This window comes from Vibrio splendidus (genome assembly GCF_001557875.1).
GTDB classification, from domain to species: domain Bacteria; phylum Pseudomonadota; class Gammaproteobacteria; order Enterobacterales; family Vibrionaceae; genus Vibrio; species Vibrio splendidus_F.
This window is the reverse complement of the sequence record NZ_LNRF01000003.1, coordinates 26,773-46,062: the sequence shown is the minus strand read 5'-3', so window position 1 is coordinate 46,062 and position 19,290 is coordinate 26,773. Positions and strand designations below refer to the sequence as shown.

16 protein-coding genes are annotated in these 19,290 nt (G+C 43.5%); 9 read left to right on the top strand and 7 right to left on the bottom strand.

What is annotated here, in order from left to right; genetic code table 11:
* Positions 1 to 12: 12 nt before the first annotated feature.
* Genes ATB74_RS09780 through ATB74_RS09770 form a run of 3 tightly spaced genes read right to left on the bottom strand, consistent with a single transcriptional unit; the run spans position 13 to position 3,131 of the window.
* On the bottom strand, positions 13 to 1,296 hold the full coding sequence (locus ATB74_RS09780) for a TRAP transporter large permease (protein ID WP_061018288.1): 1,284 nt from the start codon (positions 1,294 to 1,296) through the stop codon (positions 13 to 15).
* Complete coding sequence (locus ATB74_RS09775; protein ID WP_061018286.1) at positions 1,293 to 1,862, bottom strand: TRAP transporter small permease; 570 nt, start codon at positions 1,860 to 1,862, stop codon at positions 1,293 to 1,295. Before ATB74_RS09775 ends, ATB74_RS09780 begins: the two co-directional genes overlap by 4 nt.
* Positions 1,863 to 1,901: 39 nt before the next feature.
* Positions 1,902 to 3,131, bottom strand: coding sequence for a TRAP transporter substrate-binding protein (locus ATB74_RS09770; protein ID WP_061018284.1), 1,230 nt, complete (start codon positions 3,129 to 3,131; stop codon positions 1,902 to 1,904).
* Between the two features lie 198 nt (positions 3,132 to 3,329).
* Here ATB74_RS09770 and ATB74_RS09765 point away from each other — a divergent pair, with 198 nt between their 5' ends.
* From ATB74_RS09765 to ATB74_RS09735, 7 genes are all read left to right on the top strand, one after another.
* Positions 3,330 to 4,985, top strand: coding sequence for a GMC family oxidoreductase (locus ATB74_RS09765; protein WP_155645139.1), 1,656 nt, complete (start codon positions 3,330 to 3,332; stop codon positions 4,983 to 4,985).
* A gap of 497 nt (positions 4,986 to 5,482) precedes the next feature.
* Positions 5,483 to 7,411: a threonine--tRNA ligase gene (gene thrS / locus ATB74_RS09760; RefSeq protein WP_016768282.1), complete on the top strand. Its 1,929-nt coding sequence runs from the start codon at positions 5,483 to 5,485 to the stop codon at positions 7,409 to 7,411.
* A complete protein-coding gene (gene infC / locus ATB74_RS09755) occupies positions 7,408 to 7,965 on the top strand; it encodes a translation initiation factor IF-3 (protein WP_425598716.1) in 558 nt (185 codons plus the stop codon). Before thrS ends, infC begins: the two co-directional genes overlap by 4 nt.
* A gap of 104 nt (positions 7,966 to 8,069) precedes the next feature.
* Positions 8,070 to 8,264, top strand: coding sequence for a 50S ribosomal protein L35 (rpmI, locus tag ATB74_RS09750; protein ID WP_004738430.1), 195 nt, complete (start codon positions 8,070 to 8,072; stop codon positions 8,262 to 8,264).
* Between the two features lie 42 nt (positions 8,265 to 8,306).
* The gene (gene rplT / locus ATB74_RS09745) at positions 8,307 to 8,660 is read left to right on the top strand and encodes a 50S ribosomal protein L20 (RefSeq protein ID WP_004733517.1); all 354 of its coding nucleotides are present in this window, start codon (positions 8,307 to 8,309) and stop codon (positions 8,658 to 8,660) included.
* A 212-nt stretch (positions 8,661 to 8,872) separates the two neighbouring features.
* Entirely contained in the window at positions 8,873 to 9,187 is a 315-nt protein-coding gene (yqfB, locus tag ATB74_RS09740; RefSeq protein ID WP_017055195.1) for a N(4)-acetylcytidine aminohydrolase, read from the top strand.
* A gap of 49 nt (positions 9,188 to 9,236) precedes the next feature.
* Complete coding sequence (locus ATB74_RS09735; protein WP_060982480.1) at positions 9,237 to 9,686, top strand: hypothetical protein; 450 nt, start codon at positions 9,237 to 9,239, stop codon at positions 9,684 to 9,686.
* Between the two features lie 138 nt (positions 9,687 to 9,824).
* Here the strand turns inward: ATB74_RS09735 and ATB74_RS09730 are convergent, their stop codons facing one another.
* From ATB74_RS09730 to ATB74_RS09715, 4 genes are all read right to left on the bottom strand, one after another.
* A complete protein-coding gene (locus ATB74_RS09730) occupies positions 9,825 to 11,063 on the bottom strand; it encodes a leucine-rich repeat-containing protein kinase family protein (RefSeq protein WP_061018281.1) in 1,239 nt (412 codons plus the stop codon).
* Between the two features lie 115 nt (positions 11,064 to 11,178).
* Entirely contained in the window at positions 11,179 to 12,753 is a 1,575-nt protein-coding gene (locus ATB74_RS09725) for an ATP-binding cassette domain-containing protein (protein ID WP_061018279.1), read from the bottom strand.
* A 499-nt stretch (positions 12,754 to 13,252) separates the two neighbouring features.
* Positions 13,253 to 13,840 (bottom strand): TetR/AcrR family transcriptional regulator, encoded by a 588-nt coding sequence (locus ATB74_RS09720; RefSeq protein WP_061018276.1) that lies wholly within the window; start codon positions 13,838 to 13,840, stop codon positions 13,253 to 13,255.
* Positions 13,837 to 15,273, bottom strand: a complete 1,437-nt coding sequence (locus tag ATB74_RS09715) for a coniferyl aldehyde dehydrogenase (RefSeq protein ID WP_061018274.1) — start codon at positions 15,271 to 15,273, stop codon at positions 13,837 to 13,839. Before ATB74_RS09715 ends, ATB74_RS09720 begins: the two co-directional genes overlap by 4 nt.
* Positions 15,274 to 15,834: 561 nt before the next feature.
* Here ATB74_RS09715 and speA point away from each other — a divergent pair.
* Complete coding sequence (gene speA / locus ATB74_RS09710; protein ID WP_061018558.1) at positions 15,835 to 17,742, top strand: arginine decarboxylase; 1,908 nt, start codon at positions 15,835 to 15,837, stop codon at positions 17,740 to 17,742.
* Positions 17,742 to 18,668, top strand: a complete 927-nt coding sequence (gene speB, locus ATB74_RS09705) for an agmatinase (protein WP_017105806.1) — start codon at positions 17,742 to 17,744, stop codon at positions 18,666 to 18,668. The genes speA and speB overlap by 1 nt, the downstream gene beginning before the upstream one ends.
* Positions 18,669 to 19,290 lie beyond the last annotated feature (622 nt).

The window sequence follows — 19,290 nt, the reverse complement described above, 5'->3', positions numbered from 1 at the left end:
AGTTAATCTACTTTAGCCGCTAAATTGAACCAAGAACAATGAAATGTTCGGTAACAAAGCAATCAAAATCCATGTGACAAATAGCGCTGTGAAATAAGGAATGACAAATCGCACCAACTTACCATAAGGGATCCCAGTTACGCTACTTGCCACATATAAATTTAAGCCGAATGGTGGCGTGACAAACCCAATTGCAGCACCGACTAAGAAAATAACTGAAAAATGAACTGGATCTACGCCAATGCCTGCAGCTATGGGAGCGAGAATTGGCGCTAAAATAATTGTAACCGGTAAGCTTTCTAGGAGCATCCCAGCCAAAAGTATAATTCCCATACACATAAATAAGACTACGTAATAGCTTCCGAACCCATTAAGTGCGTTACCAATTATTTCGCCGACTCCCATCATGGAAAGTAATTGTTGCATAACAACAGAAATCGCAATTAATGGTGCTAGCATCCCCGTTATCTGTCCGGACTTGAGCATCACAGAAGGGATGTTCTTGAAGTGTAAGTCTTTGGTTAGAATACAGCCTGCGATAACTGTGAATCCAACGGTGAATGCCGCAGCCTCTGTAGGCGAGAATGCTCCGGAGTAAATACCATAGACGACTACACCAATAGTAATGAAGCCGAGGTAAGCTCGTCTTGCACATTTGAAACTGGTCTTTGCAACAAAAGGAATAACTGTTCCCCATCCTTGTTTTCGAGCAACAAGATGGCATGCGAACATCATTGCTAAAACCATGAGGCTACCTGGCAGCATCCCTGCAATAAACAGATCCGTTATGGAAAGGTTCATCATGAAGCCATATACAATGAATATAACGCTTGGTGGAATTATAATTCCAACAGTTCCTCCTGATGCTGCTGTTGCTGCAGAAAACCTTTCATCGTAACCATTCTTCTTCATTTCAGGTGCCATGATTGAGCCAATTGTGGCTGTTGTCCCGGCGTTAGAACCGGAAATAGCTGCGAACATCCCACAAGCTCCAATCGCGGCCATACCCATACCACCGCGAATGAAACCTAAAATCGAGTACGCAAAATCAGATAGTCGTTTAGCAATGCCCGCAGCATTAATTAGATCGCCAGTGAGAATGAAAAGAGGTAATGCTAGTAAGCCGAAAAAGTTTAATCCTTCGAATAACGTTACGCCGATGTTCGCGAGGGTAAAATCAATGACGATACTTACCCCAACTACCCATAGCCCTATTATTAAAAATATAGGAACGCCAGCTAGAAATAAAATTAAAACGATGACACTAATAATGCTAATCAAATCACCTTCACTCATGCTTCTTTCTCCGCTAATGATGTCTGGAGTACCAATGGCTCATTATTTATGTACCGTTGACAATCTTGGCAGAAGTTCTGTATCACTCGATAGATTATTAATGCCCAGCCTACGGGTGTTGCCATATAGAACCACCATTGCATTACATCATCTGTTCCTTGAACAATTGCAAAGTTGTCGTAAGCAATTCTGACCTGATCTGATGCAAAATAAAGAACGACGCCTGCAAAAACTAGCCAGAGAACTGCGTCTAATATGAGGCATACAAACTGTATTTGATAAGGGAGGCGTAATCTGATTTCGGTGAGTGATAAGTGAGTACGGTTCTTGACATTAACAGCTGCGCCGACCCAGGTAAGCCATAAAAATAGTAGTACGGGGATACTTGTGCTCCACGGAGCCTGAATACTAAAGAAAAAACGTCTGATTATTTCTACGAAGATAATAACTGTCATTATCGAGTAGCTGCTCACAATGAGATATTTTTCTATATTGTTATCTAGCCAATACAAACATTTTTTGACTGGGTTCGCCGGGGAGACGGCAGTGCTGATGATTTCATTCATGATGTCATGCCTTAGTTTATTTAATGGGGTGTCAGAGCATTAACCTAACCACCAACGTTGTGGTTTGACGTTGACTACCGCTGCATCGTTAGGGAGTTCTCTAGCGATCCCGTGAATCTCTTGATAGATATCAATGTCGCCAGCCCAAGCATTCAGACGATTACGCCATTTTTGCCATGGTTCTGGGTTGTATTCTGGTGAACATATTTGTTCAGCTTTAAATCTTTCTTCATCTGAGAGTGCAGCAAAGCGGATATTATTTTGTTGGAATTGTGTATTCTCGTTAGGGTGAGTTTGTGCACCAATGATTTCGTACAACCCTGCTTCATTCATTCCATGAGTGAAAATTTGTGCACAATATGCTGATTCCATGACCGCTTCTTTGTGTTTATCGCTTAACTTTTCAAAAACGTCGTAATTCATAGCTGTACTTTCGTTGCCAGAGAACATACGTAAATCAATCGCTTGCGATATTACTGATGTCATTCCTGAATATGCTGCTGCACTCATCCAAGTTTCCGCACCATCAAGTAGTCCTTGTCGGAGCCCATCTATTGTTTCCGCCCAGGCAACAGGTACAGGGTTGAGATTGAGTTGTTCCATGGCAATGCGCCCTAACTGGGTTCCTGTGACTCGGTTTTTGGTTCCTTGAATATCGGCCAGCGACGTAACTAAGGGTTTGTCTTTCCATTTGCTACCTAACATGAGCCCACGTAAGTCACAATGCGTGAATAGGAATTGAATGTTATGGCGTTTACGCAATGGCTCGCGAAATAATGATTCGCTTCGTTGGTCATAAAAAAAGTGGAATTGCGAAGCGCGCGTAGGGAACATGTAGGCAAAATCAAGAACGTTCATGTATGGCGCAGCTGCAGCGGAATTTTGTGTAGATGCGGAATATATATCAACGATTCCTTGTTGAGTTTTTCTTATACAGTCCAATTGCCCACATAGTTGATTGGAGCCAAAGAATTCAACTTGTATTTCACCATTTGTTCTTTCTTCAAGATCTCTAGCGAAAAATAATTGTCCTGATTTTTGAATATCTAAGTTTTGCTCGTTAAAACCTGATGCACCAAATTTTAAGATCACGATTGGTTTTTTCTTTTCTCGTGTTCGAGATACGTTTTCCGAAGCATTTGCCAAGCTACTTAGTGTAGCTCCTGCCCCTAATGTTCCTGCTGCGAATAAAGCTGATGTTAGCCCGACACGTTTTGCGACATTAAAAAAATCTCGTCGACTATATGGTTTATCTTTTGAAGTTCTCATGTATCCATCCTGATTCATTTAAATAGCTCAATTACACTTGTTTAAAAAATGTTAAATGTCCAAGTTGGATTGTTATTAATGTGCGATAAGTCAACAAAAAACAATTCATATTCTCTCGATATTTACTAATTATTGTTATTGATTTATGTTTTTTGGGACGTTGTGTCTCGATTTATGAAAAAGTAAAGGGGTTTTGTTATGGGAAGGTTACATAAGGATGTGGGTGTCTTTGATTATGTTGTTGTAGGGGCGGGGTCGGCTGGGTGCGCAATTGCTAGTCGTTTAAGTGAGGATCCAGATGTTTCGGTGTTGTTGCTTGAGGCTGGTGGTCGAGATTGGAACCCTTGGATTCATATCCCTGTTGGTTATTTTAAAACCATGCACAACCCGTCAACCGATTGGTGTTATCTAACCGATCGTGATGAAGGTATTGATAATCGACAATTACAATGGCCTAGAGGCAAAGTGCTTGGTGGGAGCAGTTCCTTGAATGGGTTGCTATATATACGTGGGCAAAAAGAAGATTATAACGACTGGGCGTCACTTGGTAATGAGGGATGGAGTTATGACGACGTGCTTCCTTATTTTAAAATGTCTGAATGTCAAAGCCGAGGAAAAGATAAGTACCATGGTGTGGATGGGCCGTTGAAAGTGTCAGATCTTAGACTGAAACGAGATATCGCCGAACGATTTGTGGAGGCAGCTCAAGAGGTAGGTATTCCTTGGAATGATGATTTTAATGGTGAGCACCAAGAAGGAGTAGGCTATTTTCAGCAGACTGCATTTAATGGATTGAGGTGCAGCAGTGCAAAAGCTTTCTTAACGTCGGCTCGAAAGCGCCACAATTTAACAATATTGACTCATGCACATACCTCCAAGCTTGATATTGTCGATAAGACAGCGAAAGGTGTTGAATTTTTTTGCAATGGCAAAGCAACGTATGTTTCGGCAGCTAAAGAGATTATTGTCAGTGCTGGTGCAATTGGCTCACCGCAAATATTACAGTTGTCTGGCATTGGCAACAGAGCGGAGTTAGAGGCAGTAGGTGTTGATTGTGTTCATCATTTACCTGGAGTTGGAGAAAACCTTCAAGACCACTTACAAATTCGTCTAGTCTACAAAACTAGTTGTACAACACTGAACGATGAGTTGAGAACACCTTTGCATAAACTGACAGTGGGAGTTAAATATGCTCTGTTTCGTAAAGGTCCTTTAACGTTGGCAGCTAGTCAGGTATGTATTTTCACTCAGTCTTCCCCTGACTTAACAAGGCCTGATATACAGTTTCATATGCAGCCACTCAGTGCGGACAAACCTGGAGAAGGAGTGCACCCATTTTCGGCCTTTACCACTTCGGTTTGTCAATTGCGTCCTGAAAGTCGAGGTAGTGTGAAGATCACCAGCAAAGATCACTCCGTGCACCCTAGTATCCAACCTAACTATCTCTCGCACCCTAAAGATAAAGCTGTTGCAATAAACGCGATAAAGGTCGCGAGAGAAATCACCGATGCTAGTCCTTTATCTTCGGTTATTTCTGAAGAGTTTGTACCAGGTTCAAAGTATCAAACGGATGAACAATTGTTGGAAGCTGCGACAAAATACAGTCAATCCATCTATCACCCTGTTGGTACTTGTAAGATGGGCAATGACGCAATGGCAGTCGTTGATAATGAGCTAAAAGTTCATGGGTTAAAAAGCTTAAGAGTAGCGGACGCATCTATCATGCCCATTATTGTGTCGGGAAATACTAATGCACCGTCTATTATGATCGGTGAAAAATGTGCAGCTATGATAAAAAAAGAAACTAGTATGCCTAAATCAAAGTCGGCAGAACTGTGCGAAGAAGCGATTTAGTGCATCGGGGCTAAATTTAATCTCTAAATTAGATGTATTACGGCCCCCAAATAGTCTTTCCTGCTAATAAATCATTTGCCAAACCACTGACGAAAACACTCCAAAAAATTACTCTTATGAGCCTATATTTTTGTTCAGAGTTAAAGGAACTGTTTAGGCTCCGAATATCAATACCCTCTACTTGCTTCTTTTCTCTCGCTTCATCAGTCCTATGATAAGAAGATTTATCACGTCGAGAACAGGATAAGTGTGCAAATTACTAGAATTTGACAGCTGAAGAGAGGGGACGTCAGCGCCATACCAACAGCGCATCATTGTTATTTCATATTATTTCGTTACAATGTTCGGCTACTCACAGATGTGGCATCTGTATTTGCTTCTATGTGGGTATATTTATTATGCATATATCCCCAATCAGCGTACTAGTTGATTGAAAGACATATATTAAACATTTTCATGTGTTGCTTGGTGTGCAACACCACTGTAAAGGACAAATAATGCCAATTATTACTCTTCCTGACGGTAGTCAGCGTCAATTTGACAACCCTGTATCAACTCTAGATGTTGCCCTATCAATCGGTCCTGGTCTTGCGAAAGCAACCATTGCTGGTCGTGTAGATGGCGAGCGCGTTGATGCTTGTGATCTTATCGAAAACGATGCAAGCCTAGAAATCATCACAGCTAAAGATGAAGTTGATGGCCTTGAGATCGTTCGTCACTCTTGTGCTCACCTTTTAGGCCACGCGGTTAAGCAGCTTTTTCCAGAAGCGAAAATGGCGATCGGTCCTACTATCGATAACGGCTTCTACTACGATATCGACCTTGAGCACTCTCTAACGCAAGAAGATCTAGAAAAGATTGAAAAGCGTATGAAAGAGCTAGCGAAGACCAAGTACCAGGTTGTTAAGAAGAAAGTTAGCTGGCAGGAAGCGCGCGACGCATTCGAAGCTCGCGGCGAGACTTACAAGATTGAAATCTTGGACGAGAACGTTTCTAAAGACGATCGTCCAGGCCTGTACCATCACGAAGAATACATCGATATGTGTCGTGGTCCACACGTGCCTAACATGAGCTTCTGCCAGCACTTCACTCTACTTAACGTAGCAGGTGCATACTGGCGTGGTAACAGTGACAACAAGATGCTTCAACGTATCTACGGCACTGCATTCCACGACAAGAAGGCGCTTAAAGCTCACCTTGTGCGCCTTGAAGAAGCGGCTAAACGTGACCACCGTAAAATCGGTAAAGCGCTTGACCTATTCCACATGCAGCAAGAAGCACCAGGCATGGTGTTCTGGCACCATAACGGTTGGACTATCTTCCGTGAGCTAGAAGTATTTATTCGTCAGAAGCTGACTGAGTACGATTACCAAGAAGTTAAAGGCCCATTAATGATGGACCGTGTTCTTTGGGAACGCTCTGGTCACTGGGATAAGTACGCTGAAGCAATGTTCACAACTTCTTCTGAGAACCGTGAATACGCTATTAAGCCAATGAACTGTCCTGGTCACGTTCAAATCTTCAACCAAGGTTTGAAATCTTACCGTGATCTACCGCTACGTATGGCTGAGTTCGGCTCATGTCACCGTAACGAGCCGTCTGGCGCACTTCACGGTATCATGCGTGTTCGTGGCTTCACTCAAGATGATGCTCACGTATTCTGTACTGAAGACCAAGTTCAACAAGAAGTTAAAGCTTGTATTGAAATGGTTTACGATACTTACACAACTTTCGGCTTCGAAAGCATCGTTGTTAAGCTATCTACTCGTCCAGAACAGCGTGTAGGTTCAGACGAAATGTGGGACCGTGCAGAGGCTGACCTTAAGCAAGCGCTAGAGGCAATGGACATTGCATACGAGATTCAAGAAGGCGAGGGTGCGTTCTACGGACCTAAGATTGAATTTACTTTGCATGATTGTTTGGACCGCGCTTGGCAATGTGGTACAGTGCAGCTCGATTTTGCATTACCAGAACGTTTAGGTGCTACTTACGTAGGTGAAGATAACGAGCGTCACACGCCAGTTATGATCCACCGCGCGATTTTAGGTTCACTAGAACGCTTCATCGGTATTCTTATTGAAGAATACGCTGGCTTCTTCCCAACGTGGTTGGCGCCAGAACAAGCAGTTGTAATGGGCATTACAGACAAACAGTCTGAATATGTACAAGAAATTACGAAAAAACTGCAAAAAAGTGGATTTAGAGTCAAAGCAGACTTGAGAAATGAGAAGATTGGCTTTAAAATCCGCGAACATACTTTGAAACGTGTACCGTTCATGCTTGTGTGTGGTGACCAAGAAATGGAAGCCGGCGAAATTGCAGTACGTACACGTAAAGGTAAGGACCTTGGCAAATTTAAAGTGGATGACTTTATTTCATACATCCAAGCTGAGGTTTCAAGCCGTAAGCTCAATCTGGAGGAATAGCTATTAAAGGCGGAAGACGTGGCCAACAACCGGCCAAACAAAACCAGCACCGTTTAAACGGTGACATTCGTGGCGTTCGTGAAGTGCGTCTAACTGGCGCAGACGGCGAAGCTGTTGGTGTAGTATCAATCGCTGAAGCGATGGAAGCTGCAAATGAAGCTGGTATGGATCTTGTAGAGATCAGCCCTAACGCCGAGCCGCCAGTTTGTCGTGTGATGGACTACGGTAAGTTCCTCTTCGAGAAGAGCAAAGCTGCGAAAGAGCAGAAGAAGAAGCAAAAGCAGGTTCAGATCAAGGAAATTAAATTCCGACCTGGAACTGATATTGGAGACTATCAGGTAAAACTACGCAACCTGACTGGTTTCCTAGAAGACGGCAACAAAGTGAAGGTAACAATTCGCTTCCGTGGCCGCGAAATGGCTCACCAAGAAATCGGTGTTGACGTTCTTAATCGTTTGAAAGCGGATACTGAAGAATTTGCAGTAGTCGAATCTTTCCCAACGAGAATTGAAGGTCGCCAGATGATCATGGTGTTGGCCCCTAAAAAGAAGTAATTAACGGCTTTGCAAGTAATTAAACCCTGCAGCCTCAGGTTGCGGGGTTTTATTCGCCCTAATTACTATGTTATTAACAACTCAACAATGCGGAGTTATTCATCATGCCTAAGATGAAAACCAACAAAGGTGCTGCTAAGCGTTTCCAGAAAACTGCTGGTGGTATTAAGTTTAAGCACGCTGGTAAACGTCACATCCTGACTAAGCGTACTACTAAGAACAAGCGTCAGCTACGTCCGAACTCGATCCTTCCTAAATGTGAAGTTGCTCAAGTTCTACGTATGATGCCATACGCTTAATTCTTTTTAGTTTATAAATTCGTTTAGTTTAGGAGAAGCATAATGCCTCGCGTAAAACGTGGTGTACAAGCTCGTGCACGTCATAAGAAAGTTCTAAAACAAGCTAAAGGTTACTACGGAGCACGTTCACGTGTTTACCGCGTAGCTTTCCAAGCAGTTACCAAAGCTGGTCAATACGCTTACCGTGACCGTCGCAACAAGAAACGTCAATTCCGTCAACTTTGGATTGCACGTATCAACGCGGCATCTCGTCAAAATGGTCTATCTTACAGCCGTTTCATCAATGGCCTTAAGAAAGCATCTATCGAGATCGACCGTAAGATTCTTGCTGACATCGCAGTATTCGACAAAGCAGCATTTGCTGTTCTAGTTGAAAAAGCGAAAGCATCTCTATAATTTAGAGTTAGCTTAAAGGTTTAAGAAAAGGAGAACTTCGGTTCTCCTTTTTTATTGTCTGTAATTTGTCTCTTTTAGAGATTCCCAACTCCTTCCACCGTCAGTCTTGGGAATGACGAGATGAACTTCCCCATCTAATTTTTATTCGCTTGATCTGGCATTCTGGTATATAAACATCTACCTAACCTTTAAATGTTAAGCGACCGATATAAATGACCGCACCAACTACTATGACGTTCTTTGGACGTTTTGAAGCTGACATCCTTTCTGGCAAAAAGACCATTACTATTCGCGATGAATCAGAGCGTGATTACCAACCGGGCAGCGTTGTTGAAGTCTCAACGTTAGAAGAAGGGCGCGTGTTCTGTAATCTTAAGATCATCAGCGTAGAACCAATTCTGTTCGATGAGCTGGGTGAGTTCCATGCACAACAAGAGAACATGACGCTGCAAGTGCTGAAAGATGTGATTCAAGATATCTACCCAGGTATTTCTCAGCTTTACGTTGTCTCTTACGAGCTGGTTTAATCACTAACAACGCACGTTTAGTGCAGTTTTTGGGTGGGGAGGAGGGATTATGGCAGAGTTATCGAACGACACTAAACCGCAAATCTTGCTTCAACTTTATTGTCGTGAGCAAACTGACCAGCCGTTAATTCCTCGTACCGATCTCGACATCGATCTTTACGACAGCGAAGCGTTTTTAGTTTGGCGTGCAACCAAGCGCGACTTTGTTATCAGTGATATTGAAAACCGTGTTTGGGTAAAAAGCTGCCCGGGTGGATACATTACTGAAGTGCATTTTAAAGCGGATGGCACTCTTACTGAATACCGTTTATTTGACCGCTTTAAAACGATAGGGCGATGGCAGTTAAAAGACGGCTTACTGCACGTTGAGATTACTAAAGGCGATAACCGATACCAATTCGCGGTTGTAGCTCGAGCAGACCTTAATATTCACTCAGCGGTGGAATATAAGAACGGCGAGCTGCATTCGTATCTCAAGCTGGTGCAAGTTGAGCGTTAATTCTTTTCGTCGAGCTTGATCAAGCTGGCGACTTTCCAAAAAGCAAAAAGCAAAAAGCCAACAGTGATGTTGGCTTTGTTGTTTCTGGCGAAGCTAACTAAGCGCTAGCATTCTTTGAATTCTGTTTATCTACTGCGTTTACGCTTCAAAGTTTGTTAGGCGAGAGTGCAGTTCACTTCCAACATCTTGTTTCGCACAAACCGTTAGCAAGTCATCAATAAAGTACTTGAGAGCGCGAGCTTCGATACGTCGAATGCCTTGCTGCTGCTCTTCATTCAAGTAACCATAGATGGTCGCCGCTCCAAAATCACCAAAGATCATTTGGCCTTGTTCATTGACTAGGGTGTTGTGCGCATACAAGTCACCGTGACAAACCTTGTTGTCATGTAGGTGATTAAATACATCGATCATCTGAGTCACAATGTTGTCGATTTGCGAGAGCGGAAGTTCAAAGCCTTCGTTGAACGTATCACGAGTACAGCTTTCAAGAGTAGGTGGCAAACCTAGGTTGTAATAGTTACTTGGGATAAGCTCCATCACCAATGCAAGGTAATCTTGCTCGTCCACTTGGGCGATAGACTTTACTAGGTTGCTATGGTGGCCTGCTTGAAGGCACGCTTCCAGTTCATCATGTGGGTAGCCGTCACTGGTGACTTCGCCTTTAAACACTTTAACCGCCACTTCCTGTGGAAAATCGAAGTCGCTGTTTAGCCAGCTTGCATGCGAGATCACGCCAGATGCGCCTTGGCCAAGTACTTGATTCAGTGAATAGCTTTGCGAGCTAACCGCAGGCACGCTATCTAAGCTGCTAGGGTGTTTGCAAAACGGGTTACCCGCAAACGCTAGCCAAGCCAGTTTTGGTAGCTTGATAAGGAACTCTGGGAATTCAGTCAGTTGGTTTGCAGACAAGCGAACCAGTTCGAGGTTGGATAGCTTTTCCATACTCTCAGGTAAAGCGCGAAGCTGGTTACCTGCGAGTGCTAGCTTCTGCAGTCTTGGTCTTTCACCCAGTGAGTTCGGTAGAACTTCGATGGCGTTGTCGGTCAGGATCAACCAGCGTAATTGAGGTGGTAGAGATACTTCACTTACGGTTTTGATTTGGTTGGTCTTGAAACCGATCATTTCAAGCTTAGGAAGTGACCCAAGAACATCAGGAAGGTGCGTGAACAGGTTATTCGATGCAAAGATGATACGTAGGTGAGTAAGCTGTGATAACTCTTCAGGCAAGTCTGATAGCTGATTCCCCGAAAGATCCAGAATCTCTAGTGAATCGGCGAGATCCAAGATTTCCAATGGAAACTCAGTGAGAGCTTCTGATAATTTTAAGCGCTTAATACCTTTAAGTTGCCCTGATTTTAATTGTTCTAGAGTATGCAAACCTTAGCCTTATGATTAGATGTTCGAGGCGCGTAGTTTACTTGTCTCAATCGAGAAAGGCGAGTATCCGCAACAATACTCGCCTATCTATGCTCAGTGGTCGTTGATATCAAGCTTAAAGCTGAATACGATTTTGGCTAACTCCGACCTCCTCAACAAAATCCACGTCATGACTGACTAAGATAAAAGCACCTCGGTATTCACGCAAAGCTGACGCTAATATCTGCTTTGAGTCGATGTCTAGATGATTGTCTGGCTCATCAAGCAGGAGTAGTGGAGAGTCTTGCTTATGGCTGACAATCAACATCGCCAGTTTCATTTTCTCTCCGCCACTAAGGTGAGCGACTTTGCGGTATACGGAATCACGCCTAAAGCCGATAGCTGCTAACAATGTCCGAACATCACTTTCTGTGAGCTCATCACTATGTATCATAAGGCTATCGAACATGGTGTCGTGGGTATCCAATAAACCAAAATGTTGATCAAGGTATACCGTAGATCCTAAGCGTTTGATGATACCAGTGTAGTTCGTGTGCTCGTTGTGAATCGCTTTCAACAGTGTCGATTTACCACAGCCGTTTGCGCCTGTTAGATAACATTGTTCACCTTGTGATAGAGAAAAGTGGATAGCGGCACCAGATCCATAGTCAAGTCGGCAATCTTCAACAGTTAACAGCGCGTTCTTTTTCTTGCTATTACTCTGTTGTAGATACAAGGCCTGCGGTTTCAGCCGTTCCTTTTGTTCTTTAAGCGACTGAAGTTTATGTTGGTTTTGGTCAATGAGATTCCTTTGGCTTATCGCAGACGCGGCTTGGCTTTGTCCTGCTTTGTCTTTCATCGCATCCAATAGGATCTTGGGTTGGCTGCCTGACTTTCTGAGTCGGTTTCCCTGAGATTCTCGCTGCTGCGCCTTTTCCTTGTTGGCTTGAGCTTGACGCTCGAGTCGTTTCTTTTCGGACTGATGATGCGCAATCTGCTTGTCCAATGCTTCACTTTGGCTCGACATTTGTTTGAAGTAATCATCGTAGTTTCCTTTGTAGAAACGTAACCCCAAACTATTAAGGTGGTAGATCCCCTCCATGTTCCTCAATAAGCTTCGGTCGTGACTGACGATTAGTATTTTGCCTTCAAACAACTGGCACTGTTCTAATAACCAATTACGTCCGTCGCTATCCAAATGGTTGGAAGGTTCATCGAGAATTAAAATGTCGTGGTTCGAGGTAAATAAGCGATGGAGTTGCAAGAGGGCAAGTTGGCCACCACTTAATGTGTTGCACGGTGTCGTTAACTCACTGGTTATTTTCAATGTAGCTAAAAGCTGTTGAATGCTTTCTTGTAAATCCCAATCGTCACCAACGATATTGAAGTGCTGAATTTCGCAGCTACCTTGCTCGATGGCTTGCAAGGCATTTAGCTTTTCAGTGATACCTAAGAAGTCAGCAATGTTGATTTCGCTATCTAAAAGCTCTGAGGGTAACTGAGAGTAGAAGCCGATTGAACCTTGGCGCGAAACACTGCCCGTTGTGGGCTGTTTTTGTCCAACGAGCAATGAAAGCAACAATGATTTTCCAGCCCCGTTTCTTCCGACTAGGCCGGTGAGGCGAGTGCTCAAATTGAAGGTGATGTCTTTGAATAACCACTCACCAGTATTGAGTTGGAATGAGAGATTATTGGCTAATATAGTAGGCATAGAAATACCTCCCTTTACGTGTAAACGAGTAAAAGGGGTGAGGCGCTTTTTCTATATAGAACCCTACACAGAATTCTATGTATAGATCGCCAAAGACGTTACTTAGGTAGCATGCCAATCAAAGATAGGAAATAGGGTGTTGATGTGATTTCTGTCTTTGAGGAGCTGGTCTTAAAGATGGTTGTTTGTAAAAAACGGATCTTTAAGAACTTGATTTGTCGCGAAAATAGATGACGAAGTAACGCCCACTAACCCCGAGTGTCCAAATGATTTTTAAAAAATAAATCGGATGTCAGGATGCTAGTACTTCATTATGGCGTTATTCTCTTTTGAAATGATGGTGGAATGGTACTGAATACGGGCTTAGAAAGTCAACAGGGTGAAGTGATTAAAATGTACCCAAATAATAAAAGCGCCGATGGGACGCTTTTATTGATTCGATGAAACCTGACACTGCTAAATGGCAGGGTATTTAGCTTATAGCTCGCAGATAATCTAGCTAACAGGACGACTGAGCTTGACCACCAATAGCACGCCAGCACATATCAAAACTGTCGTTGATGTACTTTTCTGACTGCTCTGGCTGCGGCTCTTGTTGATCAATAAGCCAGTTCGCACAGATCAAAAAGTGGCTATGGATGAAGTGTCTCACGAGATTAATCTCTAACACCATCAACTCTTCGGCTTGCTGTCCTTTCAAAATGATGTCATCGAGTGACGCAAACATCTGCGAAACAATGACTTCACGAGTTTGAGTCGTTGGGTCAAAGTGCACATTGGTGAAGAATTTCATGGCGACTGGGTTTTCCAATGCCCACTCAATTCCGGTCATCCACATGAATTTAAAGGCTTGATAGCGATTTTGTTCAGCAATTTCTGTGTGCTGAGCCAGAGTAGAAAATAGCTCTACTTTCAATTCACGAAACAGTTCATCAATCAGTAGAGATTTGTTCTCAAAGTGATGAAACAGTGTCGCTTTCGCTACACCGGCGGTCTTCGCTATTTGCCCAGTAGATGTGCCCTCTAACCCTTGTTGGGAAAAGAGTAGGAGCGCGGCATCTAGGATTTTTTGCCTTTTTGTAATCATCGATTCAGTACTTTGAACATCATTTTCTTGATTGGGTTGTTGTATGGAGGGTGCATTAACTTGGTGAAGTTGATTTTTCCTCTGCTTAGAACGGTTTTTGCATGGCTAAAGGTCTTGAAGCCTTCAATACCGTGGTAGTGTCCCATGCCTGAAGGGCCAATACCACCAAACGGTGCGTCTTCTGCTGCCACATGCACCAAAGAGTCATTGATACAAACGCCGCCTGAATGAGTGTCCGATAGGAATCGGTCTTGGGTTTTCTTGTCGTGACTCATTAGGTACAGCGCAAGTGGACGTTCTCTTGTTGTTATGTAGCTTATCGCTTCTTCAATCGAATCATAAGGCACGATAGGAAGCACTGGACCAAACAACTCTTCTTGCATTGCCACCATGTCATCATTCACTTCGGTGAGAAGGTGCGGTGTCATTCTGTGGTTCACATCGTCTTGTGCCTGCTCGGTAACTGTGTGTATCACAGCACCCTTTGACTTCGCATCTTCAACCACACCTTTTAATCGATTGTACTGGCGCATGTTAACCACTGAGGTTAAGTCTTTGCTCTCAATTCCCGCTTTATAGAGCTTCTTGAAGTAGCGCTTGTAAGCGGTGATAAACGCATCGACTTTTTCTCTTGGCAGCAAGATGTAGTCAGGCGCGACACAGATTTGACCTGCGTTTAAGCTCTTGGCAAACAAGATACGTTCAACGGCGTCAGCGACATCGAAATCTGGGGCAATAATCGTTGGAGACTTGCCGCCTAGCTCAAGTGTCACTGGCGTTAAGTTCGCGGCTGCAGCTTTCATTACGTGCTTACCAACAGCGGTTGAGCCTGTGAACAGGATATGGTCAAACGGCAGCTGGCTAAACTTAGCAGAAACGTCGGCTTCACCTTCGATGATCGCCACTTGTTCTTCACTGAAACCTTCGGCCAACATCGCTTTCAAAACACGGTTAGTTGCAGGAGTAAACTCAGACATCTTGAGCATTGCTGTGTTACCTGCTGCCAATGCTGTAATTAGAGGACCCAAAGAGAGCATAACTGGGAAGTTCCAAGGCACGATGATGCCAACCACACCTACCGGTTGATAATGCACAGTAATCTTGGCTGGTGTTAGCATCAAGCCGGCTTTTCGACGTGAAGGCTTCAACCACTTCTTAAGGTTTTTATCACTGTAATTGATCTGGTGTAGGGAAGGGGTGATGTCAGCAATTAAGCTGTCGTGCTTTGCTCGATGGCCATAATCTTCTGATACCGCTTCAATTAACTGCTCTTGGTAGCGCATTAATAGTTTTTTCAAGACTGAGAGATCATTTCGTCTCTGCTCAAGTGTTGGATTAACGTTGTTACGGTAGTGATCTTGTTGTCGGTTGAACAGTTGATCCATGTCGTTGGTGCTTGACGTGTTTGGTTCAAGGTCTAGATTATGGCTCATAGTATCCCCTAAATTCGAAGGCTGACCGATTGGTCGGCCAGTTAAAATTACAAGAATATCCAACCGAATACAAGATGCGCGCAAGAAAAGTTCAATAATTGAGCGGCTACAACATTGAACTGGGCGATTTTTAGTAGGAAGAATGAAGTATTAGTAGGCATCGAATCGAGGGATACAAGCCGTGTTGGTGATAGCGAGAGTTGTGATCGGGAAGTGCGCATGTTTGTCACAAACCTGACTTAACATCACCAAATTAGCCAAGAGTTTTAGGTGCAAATGCTATTTTATTCACCTGATTTTTTATGAGAAAGTGCTTTATATTTAATGCGCTTCAGCCTGCTTTTTGCCCTAAAACCTTGTAATTCCTTATCTGTCATTTTAAGTCGATCGGTCGATAAAAAAACGTAATCGTAACCACAAATATCTATGGTTGGACTCGCTCTTCATAATATCGGTTAATGCAGCCAACAAATCGTTTTTGAGCGTTTTTTGTTGGGTTATACCTCGCTATTCCAAAGAGGTATCTTCTGTCGATGGCCCTATAGTGTGAGGTCTCTAGAATTGGAAAATTCGGTTAATTTGGAACGCATCCGTGCTGAGTATAATGTAAAGCACTGGAGCCAAGGTTTTTATGGAATTGATGACAACGGTGAAGTGTATGTTTCACCGAGCGAAACCGATCATCAAGTTCCCCTAAGTAAGATCGTAAAACAGTTAGAGCAAAGAAATATTGGTTTACCTGCTCTTGTGCGTTTTCCTCAAATAGTGCATCAACGTGTGCACAATATCTGTAACGCATTCAACCAAGCGATCGACGAATATCAGTACGACAACCGCTACCTACTGGTTTATCCGATTAAAGTTAACCAGCAAAAAGAAGTGGTTGACGAGATCTTAGCAAGCCAAGCTCAATTAGAGCAGAAGCAACTAGGTCTAGAGGCAGGCAGTAAACCTGAACTATTAGCGGTATTGGCGCTGGCTCAAAAAGCGAGCTCTGTGATCGTATGCAATGGTTATAAAGACAGAGAATACATCCGTCTTGCGCTTATTGGCGAAAAGCTAGGGCACAAAGTATTTATCGTTCTAGAGAAGTTGTCAGAGCTTGATCTTGTTCTTTCTGAAGCGAAAGCACTTGGCGTAAAACCTCGTTTGGGTTTACGTATTCGTCTTGCTTCTCAAGGCGCAGGTAAATGGCAAGCAAGTGGTGGTGAGAAGTCGAAATTTGGTTTGTCTGCATCACAAGTGCTTACTGTTATCGAACGTTTGAAAGCTGAAGACCAGCTGGATGTGCTTGAGCTCGTGCACTTCCACCTAGGTTCGCAAATGGCGAACATTCGTGATGTGCGCAATGGTGTGAGTGAAGCGGCTCGTTTCTACTGTGAACTGCGTGATATTGGCGCTCAACTGAAGTTCTTAGATGTTGGTGGTGGTTTAGCGGTCGATTACGACGGCACGCGCAGCCAATCTTCAAACTCAATGAACTACGGCTTGCTTGAATACGCTCGTAATATCGTGATGACAGTCGGGGATATTTGTAAGCTCTACAATCAACCACAACCTGTAATTATTTCGGAGTCTGGCCGCTCACTGACTGCGCACCATGCTGTGTTGATCACCAACGTGATTGGTACTGAAAGCTACTCACCTGAAGACATGGCAGCGCCAGAAGCAGACGCACCACTGCTGCTTAACAACATGTGGAAGAACTTCTTAGAACTCGATGCTGGTAACGACGACCGTGCGTTGATTGAGATCTACAACGACACGCAGAGTGATATTGCAGAAGCGCACAACCAATTTGCGACCGGTATGCTGAACCTTCAGCACCGTGCTTGGGCTGAGCAGATGTCTTTGCGTATCAACTACGAGCTTAGCACTCGTATGAGCACTAAGAACCGTTACCACCGTCCTATATTGGATGAGTTGAGCGAGCGACTAGCGGACAAGTTCTTTGTGAACTTCTCACTGTTCCAGTCATTGCCAGATGCTTGGGGTATCGATCAGGTGTTCCCTGTATTGCCTCTAAGTGGTTTGGATAATGCGGACGAGCGACGTGCGGTAGTATTGGATATCACTTGTGACTCTGATGGTACGATTGACCAGTATGTTGATGGTCAAGGCATTGAAACAACATTGCCAGTGCCTGCGTGGAACCCAGATGAACCATACCTAATGGGCTTCTTCCTAGTAGGTGCATACCAAGAGATCTTGGGTGATATGCATAACCTATTTGGTGATACACACAGTGTTGTGGTGAATGTTGATGAGAGCGGAGAAGCGAACATTGACTACATCAACGAAGGCGATACGGTAGAAGACATGATGCGTTACGTTCACATTGATATGGACCTAATTCGTCAGAACTACAAAGAATTGGTAACAGCGAAAGTACCAGCGCAAGAGCAGCAAAGCGTACTTGAAGAGCTAGAGCAAGGCTTGATGGGTTACACCTATCTTGAGGATTTTTAATGAACGATCTATTTACCAAACCAGATTACTCGCTGTATTCCAATGCGATGACATTTATGCGTCGTCCATTGGTGCAAAACCCTATCGACAACGATGCTGATGTGGTTGTTTTGGGTGCGCCGCTAGATATGGCGACATCTGGTCGCCCGGGTGCTCGCATGGGCCCTGATGCGATTCGTCGTGCATCGGTAAACTTGGCGTGGGAAGGTAAGAAATTCCCGTGGGACTTCAATGTCTTTGAACATACCTCGGTGATTGATGCTGGCGACCTTGTGTTTGACTGTGGTGATGCAGAAGACCTAACTCAACGTTTAGAAGCTGCTGCTGATGCGATTCTAAACAGTGGTAAAACTTTGTTAGGTTTAGGTGGCGATCACTTCATTACACTGCCTTTGCTTAGAGCATACGGCAAGAAGTACGGTGAGATGGCTCTGATTCACTTCGACGCGCACACTGACACTTACAGTCAGGGTAGTCGTTACGATCACGGCACCATGTTCTACCATGCGCCAAACGAAGGTTTAATTTCGCCTGAACATTCAGTGCAAATTGGTATTCGTACAGAGTACAAGCAGGAAGGTCACGGCTTTAACGTAATTAACGCGATGCAAGCGAACGACATGAGCGTGGACGAGATCATTGCTCAAGTGAAAGGCATTGTTGGTGATAAGCCAGTTTACCTAACGTTTGATATCGATTGTCTGGATCCTGCTTTTGCTCCGGGTACAGGTACACCGGTATGCGGCGGTTTGAATTCAGATAAAGTTCTGAAAATTATCCGTGGCTTGCAAGGTATCAACATGGTTGGTATGGACGTTGTTGAGGTTTCTCCAGCGTATGACCAAAGCGAGATTACGGCATTGGCTGGTGCGACGATTGCCCTCGAGCTACTTTACGTTTGGACGGCAAATCGCCTTGCTAAATAATAGTGTGTCATTGCTAACAGCATAACGCGATATACTGATTTTAAAGCCCACTAAGGTTTAACTTAGTGGGCTTTTTTTGTTCTTGGTATCTTGAAATATCCATTGGCAAATTCTACTCATTGTTCCTGCATACTCGTTCAATACTCTAGTGGTTGCGTATTCAGTTGACCCCGTATACGGTGTTTTAACAGTTTCTCATCAGCTTTGTGCTGAACCTTGTCTCAAATATGGGATTTAGTTCTTCTTTGTGGTTTAGGTATAGATGGGCTCTATTAATTGCTCATAAATTCTAATGATTTATTAACTTTAATCCTGTATATATTTATAAAATTAAGAGGTGTAATATTATTGTGAGTTTATATGCATATAAATCAACACCCTACGAGCTTTTAACTCGTGTTTCTAGTAATCCATAGAGAATGAGCGATTTGTGAAAAAGCGTTGTTTAGCACAGACATGGCATTTTTTATGGGGAAGACTAGGCTTAAGAGTAAGTAAACTATAAAAAAACAGGTGAAAACTATTCTCTTGTTATGCCAGTGAGACACAATCATTGACTAGCGATGAAAAGAGTTAGGTATACGCGCAATGAAAACCTGTAATTACCATTACAAATAATTTT

What these genes read in the sequence shown, in the direction of transcription:
- ATB74_RS09780 (WP_061018288.1), bottom strand. Translation starts at nt 1,296, where the DNA reads ATGAGTGAAGGTGATTTGATTAGCATTATTAGTGTCATCGTTTTAATT.
- ATB74_RS09775 (WP_061018286.1), bottom strand. Translation starts at nt 1,862, where the DNA reads ATGAATGAAATCATCAGCACTGCCGTCTCCCCGGCGAACCCAGTCAAA.
- ATB74_RS09770 (WP_061018284.1), bottom strand. Translation starts at nt 3,131, where the DNA reads ATGAGAACTTCAAAAGATAAACCATATAGTCGACGAGATTTTTTTAAT.
- ATB74_RS09765 (WP_155645139.1), top strand. Translation starts at nt 3,330, where the DNA reads ATGGGAAGGTTACATAAGGATGTGGGTGTCTTTGATTATGTTGTTGTA.
- thrS (WP_016768282.1), top strand. Translation starts at nt 5,483, where the DNA reads ATGCCAATTATTACTCTTCCTGACGGTAGTCAGCGTCAATTTGACAAC.
- rpmI (WP_004738430.1), top strand. Translation starts at nt 8,070, where the DNA reads ATGCCTAAGATGAAAACCAACAAAGGTGCTGCTAAGCGTTTCCAGAAA.
- rplT (WP_004733517.1), top strand. Translation starts at nt 8,307, where the DNA reads ATGCCTCGCGTAAAACGTGGTGTACAAGCTCGTGCACGTCATAAGAAA.
- yqfB (WP_017055195.1), top strand. Translation starts at nt 8,873, where the DNA reads ATGACCGCACCAACTACTATGACGTTCTTTGGACGTTTTGAAGCTGAC.
- ATB74_RS09735 (WP_060982480.1), top strand. Translation starts at nt 9,237, where the DNA reads ATGGCAGAGTTATCGAACGACACTAAACCGCAAATCTTGCTTCAACTT.
- ATB74_RS09725 (WP_061018279.1), bottom strand. Translation starts at nt 12,753, where the DNA reads ATGCCTACTATATTAGCCAATAATCTCTCATTCCAACTCAATACTGGT.
- ATB74_RS09720 (WP_061018276.1), bottom strand. Translation starts at nt 13,840, where the DNA reads ATGATTACAAAAAGGCAAAAAATCCTAGATGCCGCGCTCCTACTCTTT.
- ATB74_RS09715 (WP_061018274.1), bottom strand. Translation starts at nt 15,273, where the DNA reads ATGAGCCATAATCTAGACCTTGAACCAAACACGTCAAGCACCAACGAC.
- speB (WP_017105806.1), top strand. Translation starts at nt 17,742, where the DNA reads ATGAACGATCTATTTACCAAACCAGATTACTCGCTGTATTCCAATGCG.